General features: G+C 66.4%; 13 protein-coding genes. 6 read left to right on the plus strand and 7 right to left on the minus strand.

Annotation, left to right across the window (positions count from 1 at the left end; genetic code table 11):
* Nucleotides 1–19: 19 nt before the first annotated feature.
* A complete protein-coding gene (locus B5X78_RS10480; RefSeq protein ID WP_217698660.1) occupies nt 20–2,512 on the plus strand; it encodes a mechanosensitive ion channel family protein in 2,493 nt (830 codons plus the stop codon).
* On the opposite strand, the gene B5X78_RS10485 is transcribed toward B5X78_RS10480, so the two are convergent.
* Nucleotides 2,509–2,871, minus strand: a complete 363-nt coding sequence (locus tag B5X78_RS10485; RefSeq protein WP_079724325.1) for a hypothetical protein — start codon at nt 2,869–2,871, stop codon at nt 2,509–2,511. The genes B5X78_RS10480 and B5X78_RS10485 overlap by 4 nt on opposite strands.
* 246 nt (nt 2,872–3,117) lie before the next feature.
* Between B5X78_RS10485 and B5X78_RS10490 the strand changes: the two genes are divergently transcribed.
* Genes B5X78_RS10490 through fghA form a run of 3 tightly spaced genes read left to right on the plus strand, consistent with a single transcriptional unit; the run spans nt 3,118 to nt 5,403 of the window.
* Nucleotides 3,118–3,393, plus strand: a complete 276-nt coding sequence (locus tag B5X78_RS10490; RefSeq protein ID WP_079724326.1) for a metal/formaldehyde-sensitive transcriptional repressor — start codon at nt 3,118–3,120, stop codon at nt 3,391–3,393.
* A 50-nt stretch (nt 3,394–3,443) separates the two neighbouring features.
* On the plus strand, nt 3,444–4,556 hold the full coding sequence (locus B5X78_RS10495; protein WP_079724327.1) for an S-(hydroxymethyl)glutathione dehydrogenase/class III alcohol dehydrogenase: 1,113 nt from the start codon (nt 3,444–3,446) through the stop codon (nt 4,554–4,556).
* Nucleotides 4,557–4,575: 19 nt separating this feature from the next.
* Nucleotides 4,576–5,403: an S-formylglutathione hydrolase gene (gene fghA, locus B5X78_RS10500; RefSeq protein WP_079724518.1), complete on the plus strand. Its 828-nt coding sequence runs from the start codon at nt 4,576–4,578 to the stop codon at nt 5,401–5,403.
* Here fghA and B5X78_RS10505 read toward each other — a convergent pair.
* From B5X78_RS10505 to B5X78_RS10515, 3 genes are all read right to left on the minus strand, one after another.
* Nucleotides 5,400–6,080: a Dph6-related ATP pyrophosphatase gene (locus tag B5X78_RS10505; protein ID WP_079724328.1), complete on the minus strand. Its 681-nt coding sequence runs from the start codon at nt 6,078–6,080 to the stop codon at nt 5,400–5,402. The two genes, fghA and B5X78_RS10505, sit on opposite strands and share 4 nt — an antisense overlap.
* Complete coding sequence (locus B5X78_RS10510) at nt 6,080–6,424, minus strand: hypothetical protein (RefSeq protein WP_079724519.1); 345 nt, start codon at nt 6,422–6,424, stop codon at nt 6,080–6,082. Before B5X78_RS10510 ends, B5X78_RS10505 begins: the two co-directional genes overlap by 1 nt.
* A gap of 119 nt (nt 6,425–6,543) precedes the next feature.
* The gene (locus B5X78_RS10515; RefSeq protein WP_079724329.1) at nt 6,544–7,491 is read right to left on the minus strand and encodes a DegV family protein; all 948 of its coding nucleotides are present in this window, start codon (nt 7,489–7,491) and stop codon (nt 6,544–6,546) included.
* Between the two features lie 269 nt (nt 7,492–7,760).
* Between B5X78_RS10515 and B5X78_RS10520 the strand changes: the two genes are divergently transcribed.
* Nucleotides 7,761–9,440: a sensor domain-containing diguanylate cyclase gene (locus B5X78_RS10520; protein ID WP_188444697.1), complete on the plus strand. Its 1,680-nt coding sequence runs from the start codon at nt 7,761–7,763 to the stop codon at nt 9,438–9,440.
* 12 nt (nt 9,441–9,452) lie between these two features.
* Here the strand turns inward: B5X78_RS10520 and B5X78_RS10525 are convergent, their stop codons facing one another.
* On the minus strand, nt 9,453–10,718 hold the full coding sequence (locus B5X78_RS10525) for an amidohydrolase family protein (RefSeq protein ID WP_079724520.1): 1,266 nt from the start codon (nt 10,716–10,718) through the stop codon (nt 9,453–9,455).
* A 17-nt stretch (nt 10,719–10,735) separates the two neighbouring features.
* Nucleotides 10,736–12,163: an amidohydrolase gene (locus B5X78_RS10530; RefSeq protein WP_079724331.1), complete on the minus strand. Its 1,428-nt coding sequence runs from the start codon at nt 12,161–12,163 to the stop codon at nt 10,736–10,738.
* A 149-nt stretch (nt 12,164–12,312) separates the two neighbouring features.
* On the opposite strand from B5X78_RS10530, the gene B5X78_RS10535 reads away from it, so the two are divergent.
* Nucleotides 12,313–13,023 (plus strand): response regulator transcription factor, encoded by a 711-nt coding sequence (locus B5X78_RS10535; protein WP_079724332.1) that lies wholly within the window; start codon nt 12,313–12,315, stop codon nt 13,021–13,023.
* Here B5X78_RS10535 and B5X78_RS10540 read toward each other — a convergent pair.
* The gene (locus B5X78_RS10540) at nt 13,015–14,880 is read right to left on the minus strand and encodes a putative bifunctional diguanylate cyclase/phosphodiesterase (RefSeq protein ID WP_176140824.1); all 1,866 of its coding nucleotides are present in this window, start codon (nt 14,878–14,880) and stop codon (nt 13,015–13,017) included. The genes B5X78_RS10535 and B5X78_RS10540 overlap by 9 nt on opposite strands.
* Between the last annotated feature and the right edge of the window lie 121 nt (nt 14,881–15,001).

Genomic DNA, 15,001 nt, shown 5'->3' on the forward strand with positions numbered 1-15,001 from the left:
GCGATGTGGATGTTGGCCCATGCGCCCAGTGCGTACCTGCGCGATCCTGATGCTGTGCCTGCTGATGACGGCTGCCGCGGCAGCGGCATCGGCGCAGCGCCTGACTGCCACGGGCGCACCGCTGTCCGATGCCGCGCAGGCGGCGAAGGGGCCGCTGGCGGTGCCGGTGGGCGACATCCCCTGGCGCGCGGACGCCGACGAACGCTTTGTCACCGACGTCATCGCCCGCGCCACCCGCCGGGATCCGCTGGCGGCTTTTGGTCCGCGCCTGCTGTCGATCCGCCAGTCGGTGGATGAGAAGACCCGGGTCTTCCAGTACGACGAACTGCGCACGCTGCCGATCCTGCGGCTGGAAAGCCTGGAGCGGCACTGGAACTTCGATGCCCGCCAGTACGCGCGCTGGCGCTCGGATCTGCGCGCGGCCACCGAGCCGCTGGCCGACGACGCCTCGGAGCTGGCGCATCGCCGTGGCGACTGGGAGCTGACGCGCACGACCTATCCCCGCGGCAGCCTGCCCGACGCGCTGAGTGACCGCATCGATGCGGTCATCGGCCATCTCAAGGGCGCCGAGCAGGCGCTGTCCAAGCCGCTGGCACGACAGATCGAACTGGGTCGGCAGGCCAATGCCCTGGACACCCGCATCGAGGCCGGACGCGCCACCGTGACCGCCGCGATTGACTACATCGACAAGCGTTTGTTGAAGATGGACTCGCCGCCGATCTGGGCGGTCAAATCCACGGCCGTGCAGGGCAACTCCACGGTGCAGGCGCTGACCGAGGGCTTCGAGCTGGAGGCCAGCTTCGCCAAGCAGTACAACGCCGCCGATCTCGGCAACCAGCGTCTGTTGAGCGTGCTGCGTTACGTGCTGCTGCCGGTATTGCTGTGGATGGCCTGGCGCGAACGCAAGCGGGTCAGCGCGGTGCCGCGCGAGCCCTCGGCGCAACAGGTGCTGAGCCGGCCCATCTCGGCCTGGCTGCTGCTGTCGATGGTGGGCGTGCTGGTGCTGGAACCGAACGCGCCGTTGATCGTGCACCAGCTGGCGATGGCGGTGGCCTTGATTCCGGTGCTGCGCCTGCTGCCGTTCGAAGGGCGCCGCCTGTTGGGCCCCTGGCCGTACACGGCCACCGTGTTCTATCTGCTGGAGCGGCTCGGCTTTTTCCTGCTGGCCGATGCGCTGGCGTATCGCTGGTACTACCTGATCCTGGCGCTACTGTGCCTGTCCACGACCCTGTGGCTGTTGTGGCGTGCGCGTCAGCGGCTGCATCACAGCATCGAAGAAAAGCTGGTGCGCGCCATTGCCTGGCTGACGGTGGCGATGTTGCTGGTGTCGCTGGCCTGCAACGTGGCCGGAAATGCGTCGATGGCCGAGATGCTCACCAGTGGCATCATCGACAGCGGCTACCTGGCCCTGGTGATCTACGCCACGGTCAACGTCTTCAATACCCTGTTGCACCTGCTGTTCGCCTGGCTGGCCAGGACGCCACTGCGGGTCATGCACCGGCATGCCGGTGCACTGCTGCGCCTGTGCATGCGCCTGCTGGTGGGCGCGGCGATCATTGGCTGGCTGGCGTTCACCCTCAATCGCTTCCGGGTGTTCCGCCCGCTCTACGCCTGGCTGGAAACGGTGGTGACCCACCGCCTCGAATACGGCGAGCTGTCGATCAGCCTGGGCCATGTACTGGTGTTCGCCCTGGCGGTGTTCCTGACCTATTGGGTGGCCAACGCGGTGCGGCTGCTGCTGAAAGAGGAAGTCCTGACCCGCATGGCGCTGCCGCGTGGCGTGGACAACAGCATCGCCTCACTGAGTTACTACGCGCTGTTGCTGCTGGGCCTGTTGGCGGCGTTGTCGGCGGCGGGCCTGAAGGTGGGCCAGCTGACCTTCCTGTTTGGCGCACTGGGCGTGGGCATTGGCCTGGGCCTGCAGGATGTGGTCAAGAATTTCGTCTCCGGTTTGATCCTGATGTTCGAGCGACCGGTCAAGCCGGGCGATGTCGTGGACATCAGTGGCACGGTCGGCCGCGTGCGCGACATCGGCATGCGCGCCACCACGGTCAAGACTTTTGAAGGCGCCGACGTGGTGGTGCCCAACGGCATGCTGCTGTCGGACAAGGTGACCAACTGGACGCTGATGGATCGCAACCGCCGGTTGGATCTGGAAGTGGGCGTGGCCTACGGCAGCGATGTGGCCCAGGTGATGCAACTGCTGGAGCGTGCCACCCGCGAGACCCAGGGCGTGTCCAACGATCCGGCGCCGAGCGTGCTGTTTTCCGGCCTGGGTGCCAGCGCATTGAATTTTTCGGTGCGCGCGTGGACACGCGAGTTCGACGACTGGGTCAGCATCCGCAGCCAGCTGCTGGCGCGGATCTATGCGGACCTGCAGACCGCGCGCATCGAGATTCCGTTCCCGCAGCAGGATCTGCATCTGCGCAGCATGTCGGCGGAGTTGGTGGAGGCTTTCAGGGCGGCGTCCTCTTCACCCGCGTCACCGCCCAATGCAGCGACGCCCGACTAACGCGTCTTGCGTTGCAGGATCAACCAAATCAGCGCGCACGCCATCAGAAACGTGGCGGCAAGCGATGCCCCAGGCGGGACCAGCTCGCTCCAGCCAACCCCGAAGTAGGGATCTCCCAATCGGAAATTAGTCACCACCATGACGGCCGCCAGCACCGAATAGGGCAGCACCACTGCGCCCAGTGGCAGTGCAACGGGTGTCACCAGGATCGCCAGCATGGCCGCCAGGGCAAGCACCAGCACCATCAACGGCACGTCGCAAGGCATGCGCTTGAGCTTGCCAAGGCACCAGCGCGTGGCGAAGAAGGTGGGAACGAGCAACAGCGCCCAGATGGCCAGCTGCGTGAGATGCCAGAGCATAGGTGGTTGGAACCTTGCGAACAAAAGAAACGTCCTGCGCGTGCGCAGTGGCGAGTCATGGGTTCTAACGATTGGACGGTGGCCTCGCCAAGCGAAGGCTGATCACACATTCAGGTGGCGTCAGGGCGTCAACGTGAGGTCGCAGCGCCGGGAAACCATGAAAGTGGGTGCAAGCCCGGCCGGATTGTCGCAAGGGCCCGCCTTCCATATACTCTACCCCAGTATTGGATATGCCCTGGAACCACGATGCCGCACACCGCTCACGAAAAAAAGCGCGTGCTCGCCCGTGTCCGCCGCATCCGCGGCCAGACCGAGGCCTTGGAGCGCGCGCTGGAGGCCAACGCCGACTGTGGCGCGGTGCTGCAGCAGATCGCGGCCATACGCGGTGCGGTCAATGGCTTGATGTCGGAAGTGATGGAAGCGCATATCCGCGAGGAATTCGGCCAACCCGCCAAGTCCGATGCCCAGCGCCAGGCGCGGGTCAGCGAGATGGCCGGCCTGGTGCGCTCCTACCTCAAATGACCACGCGGCCCGCGCCGCATGTTCCCCCATCGAATCCGCAGGAGTTTGCAATGAAGAGTCGCGCCGCCGTCGCCTTTGGTCCTGGCAAGCCGCTGGAAATCGTCGAGATCGATGTCGCTCCGCCCAAGGCCGGCGAAGTGCTGGTCAAGATCACCCATACCGGTGTCTGCCACACCGATGCCTTCACCCTCAGCGGTGATGATCCGGAAGGCATCTTCCCCGCCGTGCTGGGCCATGAAGGCGGTGGCATCGTGGTGGAAGTGGGCGAGGGCGTGACCAGCGTCAAGGTGGGCGATCACGTCATCCCGCTGTATACGGCTGAGTGCCGCAAGTGCAAGTTCTGCCTGTCCGGCAAGACCAACCTCTGCCAGGCCGTGCGCGCCACCCAGGGCAAGGGCCTGATGCCGGACGGCACCAGCCGCTTCTCCTACAACGGCGAACCGATTTACCACTACATGGGCACCAGCACCTTCAGTGAGTACACGGTGGTGCCGGAGATTTCGCTGGCGGTGGTGAATGAAGAAGCGCCGCTGGAAAAGGTCTGCCTGCTTGGCTGCGGCGTCACCACCGGCATCGGCGCGGTCCACAACACCGCCAAGGTGAAGGAAGGCGACAGCGTGGCCGTGTTCGGCCTGGGCGGCATCGGCCTGGCGGTGATCCAGGGCGCGGTGCAGGCCAAGGCCGGACGCATCGTCGCGATCGATACCAACCCGGGCAAGTTCGATCTGGCCCGGCAGATGGGCGCCACCGACTGCGTCAATCCCAAGGATTACGACAAGCCAATCCAGGAGGTGATCGTCGAGCTCACCGACGGCGGCGTGGATTTCAGTTTCGAATGCATCGGCAATGTCGAAGTGATGCGGGCGGCGCTGGAGTGCTGCCACAAGGGCTGGGGCGAAAGCGTGATCATCGGCGTGGCCGGCGCCGGCCAGGAGATCCGCACGCGTCCGTTCCAGCTGGTCACCGGCCGGGTCTGGCGCGGCAGCGCCTTTGGTGGCGTCAAGGGGCGCACCCAGTTGCCGGGCATGGTGGAGCAGGCCATGCGTGGCGAGATCCAGCTGGATCCTTTCATCACCCATACCCTGCCGCTGGATCGCATCAATGAAGCATTTGATCTGATGCACGAAGGCAAGTCGATCCGCACCGTCATCCATTTCGAGTGACGGAGTCGCGCGCATGAGCCTGGAACGCATCGAGCACCGCGCCTGTTTCGGCGGCTGGCAGGACGTGTACCGGCACCGCTCGACGGTACTGGACAGCACGATGAACTTTGCCGTGTACCTGCCGCCGCAGGCGGCGCAGTCGCGCCTGCCGGTGCTGTACTGGTTGTCGGGCCTGACCTGCAACGAGCAGAACTTCATCACCAAGGCCGGCGCGCAGCGCTATGCCGCCGAGCATGGCGTCATCCTGGTCGCGCCCGATACGAGTCCGCGCGGCGATGACGTGGCCGATGCCGAGGGCTACGATCTGGGCAAGGGTGCGGGCTTCTACCTCAACGCCACCCAGGCGCCCTGGGCTTCGCATTACCGCATGCACGACTACATCGTCGATGAACTGCCGGCGCTGATCGAAGCCGAGCTGGCCGCCAGTGATGTGCGCGCCATCAGCGGGCATTCGATGGGCGGGCATGGCGCGCTGTCGATCGCCTTGCGTAATCCGGGCCGCTATCGCAGCGCCTCGGCGTTCTCGCCGATTGTCGCGCCCAGCCAGGTGCCGTGGGGGCAGAAGGCGTTCACTGCCTATCTCGGCGAGGATCGGCAGGCGTGGAAGGCATGGGATACCGTCGAGCTCATCGCCAGTGCCCGCGAGCACTTGCCGCTGCGGGTGGATCAAGGCGAGGCGGATGAGTTCCTGCGCGAGCAGTTGCGTCCCGAGTTGCTGCAGGCGGCGTGCGAACGGGTCGGGCATCCGCTGGATCTGCGCCTGCATGCCGGCTACGACCACAGCTACTACTTCATTGCCAGCTTCATCGGCGAGCACGTCGCCTGGCACGCGCAGCACCTGCGCTAGGCCAGCAAAAAGTCCGTGTAGGCGAAGCGCTCGTCGCGCAGGATGGTTTCACCGCGCCGCACATCGAGCGGCGCGGTGAACATGGGACCGGCGCTGACGCAGGTATGGAACTCGCCATTCTCGCCGCAGGCGTCCACCGCCTGCGGAAGTTCGGCCAGCAACGCGGCATCGAAATCGCGGCCGGCAAAGCGCGCATCCAGTTGCTGCGTATCCACGCAGCACAGCTGCGCGCGCAGGCCGCCAGCGATCATCTGCCGTGACAGTGCAGGGGTATCGCTGCCGAACAGCGGCGTGACCAGATCCCATCCGACACGCGCCAGGTTCTGCTGGCGATAGTCGCGGATGTCCTGCAGTAACAGATCGCCGAAGGCCATCGTGCGCAGGTCCGGCCACCGCGCCGAGGCCTCGGCCAGCGCCTGCGCCATCGCTTGCTCGTAATCATCATTGATGCAGCGCGCTGGAATCATCGCCTCGATGACCGGCAGGCCCGCCGCCCGCGCCTGCGCATGCAGGATCTCGCGGCGGATGCCCTGCATGGAAATGCGGTCGTATTCGCGGGTGATGGTGCTGAGCAGGCCGACGACTTCCACATCATCACGCTGGCGCAGCACGTGGAGCGTCCACGCCGCGTCCTTGCCCCCGCTCCAGGCGAGCAGGACCGGCGTGGCGACCGCCATCAGGCGGCCGAGACGTCGCGCAGTTCCCAGGCGCTGCCGGAGAGCAGGCGCAGGCGGTGCTTGAGCACCTGGCCGGGAATGGAGGTGGTGGCTACCAGGCCGATGCGCAGATCGTCCTGCTCGCCGGTCACCTGGGCGCTGGGGTCGATCAGGCCCAGGCTTTGATCGACATCGTCCGGATCATCCTGGCGCGCACGCCATCGCTCGAACAGGCCGTCGGTGCGCAGGGCATCCTGCAATTGCGCCGCGAACTCGTCGGCGCCGTGGGCGGTGAAGCTCAAATCGGCGTCGCTGCCGCGGGCGCGGTCGGGATTGGGAAGGCTGATGTAATAGCGCACGGTCATACGATCCTCATTCGGCGGGTCCATTGCGACCCGCCTGGCTTGCTGGGGAATTCCCCGGCGGGTTCGCCACAGGGTAGCGAGCCGCGCCGTTAGCGAGGCGTCATGACGCCGCCTGCCAGTTAAACCGCCTTGAACGGCTGGGGCGTCGCCGCGAAACCGACCACCACCGCACCCTTGCCGACATTGACCATGCCGGTCAGGCTCATCACGCTTTCGAACACGTCCACCTTGTTGTTCTCGCAGATGTCGCGCAGGCGCTGGTAGCCGGGCAGGGCGCGCATTTCCGCCAACTCGCCGCCGTAGCTCAGGCAGACGGTGGGGGTCATCAGTCCACCCATCACCCGGTGGCCGGTAAAGCGGAACAACTGCTCCACCGCGTTCTCGAAGCCCTTGATCTTGGCCACCGGCTCGGTGTTGCCCGCATGTCCGTACAACACCGGCTTGATGTCCAGCGCGCTGCCCAGCGCCGCACTCAGCAGGCCGACGCTGCGATCGCCCTTGGTGCGTGCACGCGCACGCAGGTAATAGAGATCGCGCGGGATCATGTAGCCGTGGGTGTTGGACGCCAGCAGCTCCAGCTTTTCGCGGATCTGCTGCACATTGGCGCCGGCATCGCGCATGCGCACGGCTTCTACCGCGGTCACGCCCTGGGCGGCGAACAGGTTCTGGGTGTCGATCACGCGCAGCGCGAACGGCGAATTGAAGCCTGCCGCCTGCCGCACCGGCTTGTAGTCGTTGAGGATCGCAAAGCTGGCCTGCATCGCGTTCTCGTGGATCGGACTACGCGTCTTGGTGATGGTCATGCAGAAGACGTGGTCATAGTCGATGACCAACTGGCCCAGGAACAGATCCCGGATCTGGTTGACGGTGAAAGGCGTGGTCTCGGCCTCGTGTCCTCGTTCGGCCACGTGCGCGTGGAGGAAGCCAAGGGTGGCCTCCTCATCACGGTGATCGGCCAGTACCGCGTCGCCAATGCGCACGGTGATCGGCAGCACCACGATGTTGTTTTTCTGCAAAAAGTCCTGCGGTAAATCGCAGGCGGAATCGACGACTATCCCAATGCGCATTTCAGCCCCTCCCGGCATGCATGGCATTCATTGTTTTGTCCGCGCACGCTAACGCATGCCGGGCTCGACGTCTTGGGGGGCAGGCGTAACAGGCGCGCGGGCCCTCACTGTAGCGGGCTGCCGGTCACATACGAAATGGGACCGGGTCTATGGTCCAGCCCGCCAACCCGTGCCAAAACGTAATGTGCGCATGGTCACAGTTTAACGGAGTTGCTGCTTGTCCGCGGCGGGTCGGAGCCCGACACTGCGCGCCGAGAGCAGGGAGCCGCATGAAACTGGGGTGGTGGGGAGTTCTGCTGGGGATGGCACTGATGCAGCCGGTGGTGGCGCAGGAAAGCGGCATCACGCGCATCGATCGCATCCTGCCCGCAACCGCGGCACAGCAGTCGAGTCAAAAGGCCGGGCTGTTCTCCGAGCGCAGGTTCCAGGAACCGTCGGCCACCGCCGCCGATGTCCGGGTGCTGGGCAATGGCGAATGGCGGGTGCTGCCGCGCGCCGGGATGGAGGCGCCGCTGCTGCTGGTCTACCACCCGTACAGCGCGCGCGTGACCGTGCTGGATCGACCTGGCGGCAAACCGATCAGCCAGAGCGTCTTCGATCGCAACCTGGATCCCAGCTACTCGCGCCACGCCCTGGTATTCCCCCTGCGGAGCGAGGGCCAGCCCATCTACGTCAAGGTGGAAGACGCGCGTTACCCGCTGCATGTGGCCGTGGCGTCACGCTCCGCGCATGCGGTGGCGGATCTGGCGCATACGCGCGCCCTGATGGCCTCGGTCGGCGTGATCCTGGGCGTGGCCCTGACCGTGCTGTTGTTCTGGGCCATGCTGCGTGATCGCGTCTATCTGCTGTACGCCGGCAGCATGCTGCTGGAACTGCTGTACATCCTGTGCAGCTACGGCGAGGCCTATGCCACGCCCGGCCTGCGCGCTTTTAGCATCCTGGGCGCACCGGGGCTGTGGACCATCGCCACCCTGGCCACCATCCTCACCACCCGCCTGATGATCGAATACGCCGATCTGCGCGCGCGGGTGCCGCGCGTGACGCGTGTGCTCAGCTGGGTCGGCATCTACGCGCCCGCCGTGGCGCTGGCGGCCTTGGCCCTGCCCTGGCCGGCACGCAAGGAATGGTTTCCCGACGTGGGCAACGTGCTGTTCCTGCTCAGCCACCTGTTTGGCCTGCTGGCGCTGTGCCTGGCCTGGCGGCGTGGCAGCCGGCATGCGGCGTACTTCCTTGCCGCATGGGTGCCGCTGGTGGCGTTCGGCACGTTCCGCGCCGCGCAGATCAGCTTGGGCGTGCCGGTCGAGAACTGGGTCGACTACGGCTACCCGATCGTGCTGGCCTTCGCCGCCGTGGTGATGGCGCTGGGCCTGGCCGATCGCATGCTCACCTTCCGCCGCGAACGCGACACCGCCAAGGAGCACGCCGAGCGCGACGGCCTGACCGGCGTGCTCAATCGCAACGCGATCGAGTACCGGCTGGACTGGGCGATTCTGGAACGCCGGCGCGAGCACATCCCGCTGTCGGTGGTCTTCATCGACCTGGACTTCTTCAAGCAGATCAATGACCGCCACGGCCACGCCCTGGGCGATCACTGCCTGCGTGCGGTGACCCGGGTGATCAGCGAAGAGTTCCAGTACGGCGACCAGCTGGGCCGGATGGGCGGCGAAGAATTCGTGCTGGTGCTGACCAGCGTGGATGGCGCGGCCGCGGCACGCATCGCCGAACGCGTGCGCGGCAAGATTGAGCGCCACTGCGCGGTGGTCGACGACATCAGCGTCGGCGTGACTGCCAGCCTGGGCGTGGCCGAATGCACCGCCCAGGACACCGTGGCCAGCCTGATTAAGCGTGCCGATGAAGCCATGTACCGCGCCAAGCGCGCCGGTGGCAACCGCGTGCGCCTGGAGGAAGCCCTGAGCGCGGCGCCGGCCGACTCCGCACCGGCGCACTAGCAGCTTGCGCGCCTATCGCCCGTATGCGCGCGGCAAGGATCCTTCCGCTCGCAGATAACGTTCGCGCAACTCGGTCTGGCGCGAACGCATCGGCACCGCCTTGCCGCCCAGCCACAGTTGCTGCGCGGTGTTGATCACGTCCAGCGGATCGCCCGTCCACAGCACCAGGTCGGCCTGCTTGCCCGGCGCAATCGTGCCAATCCGGTCGTCCACCCCAAACGCCTGCGCCGGTACCCGGGTCATCGCCGCCAGGCCCTTTTCCCAGGGCAGGCCATTGGCCACCGCATTGCCGGCATGCTGGCGCAACTTGCGCGCGTTGTGCGAGGCATCGCCGGACTGGCTGAAGCCGACACTGACGCCGGCCGCATCCAGGCGCGCGGCGTTTTCCAGGGTGGCGCCAATCTGATCGAAATCGGCCGGCAGATCCGCCAGGCCATCGACGAACACCGGCACCTTGGCCTGTGCCAGGGCCGCGCCCAGTTTCCAGGCTTCGGCGCCGCCGCTGATCGCGACGCGCACGTTCTCCTTCTGCGCCCAACGCAGCAACTGGCGGATGTCGGCGGCTCGATTGACGTTGACCACGATGCGGCCCTGTCCGGCCAGAAAGCGCGCCAGCACCGCGCGACCGGCCGGTGTCAGCAGCGCGTGTGGCGAATCGGACGGCACCCGGCCGCGGGCTTCGGCGACCAGCTGATCCAGCAGCATCCATTGCGCCGCACGCGACTTGCCACTCAATTCCGAGGCGCCACTGCCCAGGCGCACGAACAAGGCGCGCGGACCGATGGGATCGGCACTGCCATCCAACCGCAGGATGCCGCCCTGACCGGCCACGAACGATCCGCCGGTGGATGCGCCGAGCAGGGTGTAGCCATAGCCTTCCACCCGCGCGACCGGAATCAACACCGAGTCCGGGTTGTACGCCAGGGTGACGTCGAACTCCGGCCGCACCGGTTGCAGGGTGGACAGCGACACCGAACTGTCGTCGGTCGCCGATTCGCCCGAGACTTCTTCCACGCCGATTTCGGTGATGCCGGCAAAGAACGCCGGGGTCAGCGGCTTGCCCTGCGCATCGACGGTCTCCACGCCGGCCGGCGCGGACAGGCCGCTGCCGACCGCCTGGATGACGCCGTTGCGTACCAGCACATCGCTGTTGCGCAGGGTTCCCTGGCCGCCGGCGGTATGCACGGTGGCGTTGCGGATCAGTATGTTCTGAGCCAGCACCGGGGCGGTGGCGAACAGCGCGGCGGCCAGCAGGCCAAGACGCAGGTGACGACGCATGCGCAGTGAGGTGGCGATCATGGCGTCACCTCCTGGCCCAGCAGGAAGTCGGAAGTAGGTTGATGACTGCGGTCTCGTCGGTCATACACGCGCGCGCCTTCGATATAAACCTGCTCGGCCTGCGCATACACGCTGAAGGGATTCTGGTTCCAGATCACCACGTCACCCAGTTTGCCGGCTTCCAGCGTGCCGGTCTGCTCGGCCACGCCCAACGCCTTGGCCGCATTGGCGGTGAGCCAGGCAATCGCATGCTCGGGCGTGATCTCGCCCATGCCGGCACGGCGTGCGCTGGCGATCACCTTGGCGGCTTCCTGGTTGAGGCGCTGGATGCCTTCCTCCGAATCCGAGTGCACGATCGCGCAGCTGTTGGCAGGACGATCGACCAGTGCGATGTTCTCCTGGATGCCGTCGAAGGCCTCCATCTTGAAGCCCCACCAGTCGGCCCAGAGCGCACCGCAGACGCCTTCGGCGGCCAGCCTGTCAGCGAGCTTGTAGGCCTCCACGCCGTGGTGGAAAGCGGCGATCTTGAAGCCGAACTCCTTGGCCAGATCCAGCATCGTGGCCATCTCATCGGCGCGGTAGCAATGGATATGCACCAGGATCTCGCCGTTGATCGCGCCGGCCAGCGTGTCCAGTTTCAGATCGCGCTTGCCGCCGCTGTCACCGCCGCTGTCCTGGCCTTCGCCACCGGAGGCGCGCTGCCACCAGCGCTTCTTCTTCGGTTCGCTCTGCGCAGGCGCATTCTTCTTCAGATACTCGCTGGCATCGATGAAGGCCGCGCGATACCCGGCCACGTTGCCCATCCGGGTCATCGGCGGCGTGCCCTTGCCGCCATACACGCGCTTGGGATTTTCGCCGCAGGCCATCTTCAAACCCCACGGCGCACCCGGGAATTTCATCCCCTGGTAGGTGGTGGCCGGCACGTTGCGCAGGGTCACGCCGCGCCCGCCCACCAAGTTGGCCGAGCCGGGCAGCACCAGCAGGGTGGTGATGCCACCGGCCAACGCGGTGTGGAAGCCGGGATCCTGCGGCCACACCGAATGTTCGGCCCAGACATTGGCGGTGACCGAACCGGTCATCTCGTTGCCGTCCTGGTGTGCGCGCGCACCCGGGCTGGGATACACGCCCAGGTGCGAGTGCACGTCGATCAATCCCGGCGTGACCCACTTGCCCTGCGCATCGACGCGCACGGCATCGGCCGGCGCCTGCAGATCCTGCCCCACCGCCACGATGCGGCCGTCCTGCACCAGTACGTCGGCCTGCTCCAGGCGCTGGCCGGTGCCGGTCAGCACGGTGGCGTTCTCGATCAACACCGGTGCGGCGGCAATGGCTTTGTACGTACTCGGATACGGGTCTTGGGTGAAGCGGGACGGTGCGGTGGCGGCGTAGGCCTGGCCGCACGCGAGGGCCAGGCAGTGCAGCCCGGCCAACAGGATCAGTCGCATGGATTCCCCGGAAAACAAGGTGACAGGGGAGCGAAGCTAGCCGCGCATGCGGCATTTGCCAAGTGCATGGCGATGCCCGGGCGGCGCGGGCACATGCCGGCAAATGTGATGTGAAGCTATATTGCGCTTCCCGTCGCTCGCGGTTCTCCATGCCAGCCCGTCAGCCTTCGCCTTCGCCACCGGCGGGTACCGTCACCGCCTCGCAGCCTGATCCCGCGCCACGCATCCTGGTGGCCGTGGACAAGCCGCTGATCCGCCATGGCCTGATCCGCGTGATCGAAGCGATGCAGCTGCAAGCGCAGCTGCAGACATCGGACAACGTACACAGCACGCGCGAGTTGTTGCAGGACCCGGGCTGCACGATCCTGCTCATTGATGCCGCCCAGGCCGCAGCGCTGGGCGAGACCGGCCTGGCGGGCGTGGCCCGTTGCCGCATCCTGCTGGTGACTGCGCGCGAGCATGCCGGCGAGCGTGCGTTGACCGGGCAAGCGCAGGCCTGCGGCATGCTGCGCGAAGCCGAGATGCAGGCCACCATGGAAGCCCTGCTGCGCACCCTGGACCGCTGCAGCGTGCAGGTGGCGCAGCCCGATTGCTGTGGCCTCTGCCTGGCCCGGCAGACCTGGCAACCCGCGCCGCTGCCGTTGTCACCGCGCGAGCGCCAGGTGTTCCTGTCCATTGGCGCCGGCCGGGGCCCGCGCGAGATTGCCGCCGAGCTGCAGATCTCGGTCAAGACCGTGGAAAGCCACCGCGAGAAGATCAAGCACAAGCTGTTGCTGGACAGCGGCGATGCGCTGCTGCATGCGGCGGTGCGTTGGCGCGACGGCTATGGATTACATGAAGTCGAATCCGCCTCAGGCTGAGGCAGGCGCGCGCAACCAGCGGGCCATGAACTGGTCGGCCGGCAACGCCGCATCGAAGTGGAAGCCCTGCGCAAAGCGGCAGCCCAGCTCCAACAACGTCGCCGCCTGCGCAGGCGATTCCACGCCCTCGGCGATCAAGTCCAGCTCCAGGCTGCGCGCCATCGCGATGGTCGCCACCACGATGGCGTAGTCATTGCGGTGCTCCAGCATGCTGCGCACGAAGGCGCGATCCAGCTTGAGCCGATCCAGCGGAAACCCCTTCAGATGCGCCAGCGACGAGTAGCCGACGCCAAAATCGTCCAGCGACAGCGAGAATCCGGCAGTCTTCAACTGCCGCAGGGTCGCCATCGAGGTTTCCGGATCCGCCATCAAGCCGCTTTCGGTGAGCTCGAGATCAAAGCGATGCGGCTGCAGGCCGGCCTGGCGCACCTGGGTGATCAAGCGTGCGGCGAGTTCGGCATCATCGAACTGGCGCGGTGACAGGTTGATCGCCAACCGTCCCGGCAGGCGCAGGCCCAATGCATCCCACGCGCGCAGGCGATGGCAGGCGGTCTTGACCACCCACTGACCGAGCGGCCCGATCAGGCCGCGGTGTTCGGCCAGCGGAATGAATTCATCGGGACTGACCTGTCCGAGCACGGCGTCGTTCCAGCGCAGCAGGGCCTCGGCACCGAGCAGGCGACCATCGGCCAGGCTGACCTGTGGCTGGTAGTACAGCGACAGGCTGCCGTCGCGCAGCGCATGTTCCAGCCGGTCGGCCATCTGCACGCGGCGGACCAGCCGCGTGCTCATCTCCGGCTGGTAGGTGCATACGCTCTGGCGTGCGCGCTTGGCCGCGTACATGGCGGTGTCCGCATTGCGCACCAGCAACTCGCTGCTGGCGCCATCGCCGGGATACACAGACACGCCAATGCTGGCCTTCAAACTCAAGACGTTCCCGCCCATCGTCATCGGCCTGGCCACCGCCTCGGCCAGGCGCAGGGCGATGGCGCGCGCCGAGGCCGCATCGGCGCCGGCCGCCAGCACCACGAATTCATCGCCGCCCAGCCGCGCCACCAGTTCGTCCTGGCGCAGGTGATCGCGCAGGCGCCTCCCGAGTTCCACCAGCACCGCATCGCCCATGCTGTGGCCCTTGGTGTCATTGATGTCCTTGAACTCGTCCAGATCGATGAACAACACCGAGAACACCCGCCCGCTGGAGGCCGCATCGGCGATCTGCCGTTCCAGGTTGGCGTAGAAATTGGCGCGGTTCGGCAGGCCGGTCAGATCGTCGTACAGGGCCAGCTGCTCGATGCGCGAGAGCTGCGACATCTGCAGGGCCTGGCTTTCGCGCAGCGACTGGTTGGTCTGTGACAGCGCCTTGCGATCGGCGCTGACGTAGGCATTCATCGCCAGGCTGATATCGAACAACAGGCGTTTGACCGTGGCGCGGATGGCCTCGGAGAAGAAGCGTGGATCGTGCTCCAGCAACGGGTCCAGTGAGTCCATCACCACCCCCAGCAGCTTGCTACAGGCGGCCAGGTACCAGTGTGGTTCCAGGCCTATCTGATGGTGGACCGTGCCGATGCGCAGGCGGTTCTCGACATACGTGGCGTCGATCGGCGCGCAGAACAGTTCAGCCGCATAGCGCTGCTGGGCCTTGCGCAGGCGTTGCAGCTGCTGCCAGTCGTGCAGGTAGGCGCCGGTCTCGGCGAAGGCGCCCACATGCGCGTAGAAGCGATCGATGCTGTCGGCATGGGCACCCTGCACGACGTCCCATAGCTGGGCCAGGCGGCTGGCGTCCTCTTCTCCCAGTTCGAAGAAGGCCAGGCGCTGCTGCAGGTCTTTGGCGCTGATCTCGGCGTCCGTGCGCGGCATGCGCGGACTAGGCGGTTGGAGGTCCATGCGGCGAGCGGAATGGGCGCGTCCGCGCCCGCCGGGGAGCGGAGACCCCCCTTCCAACGGAGCGTAATCCAGCGTGTCCACGGCTCGCCATCGG

It is taken from the genome of Pseudoxanthomonas indica, assembly GCF_900167565.1.
GTDB lineage: Bacteria > Pseudomonadota > Gammaproteobacteria > Xanthomonadales > Xanthomonadaceae > Pseudoxanthomonas_A > Pseudoxanthomonas_A indica.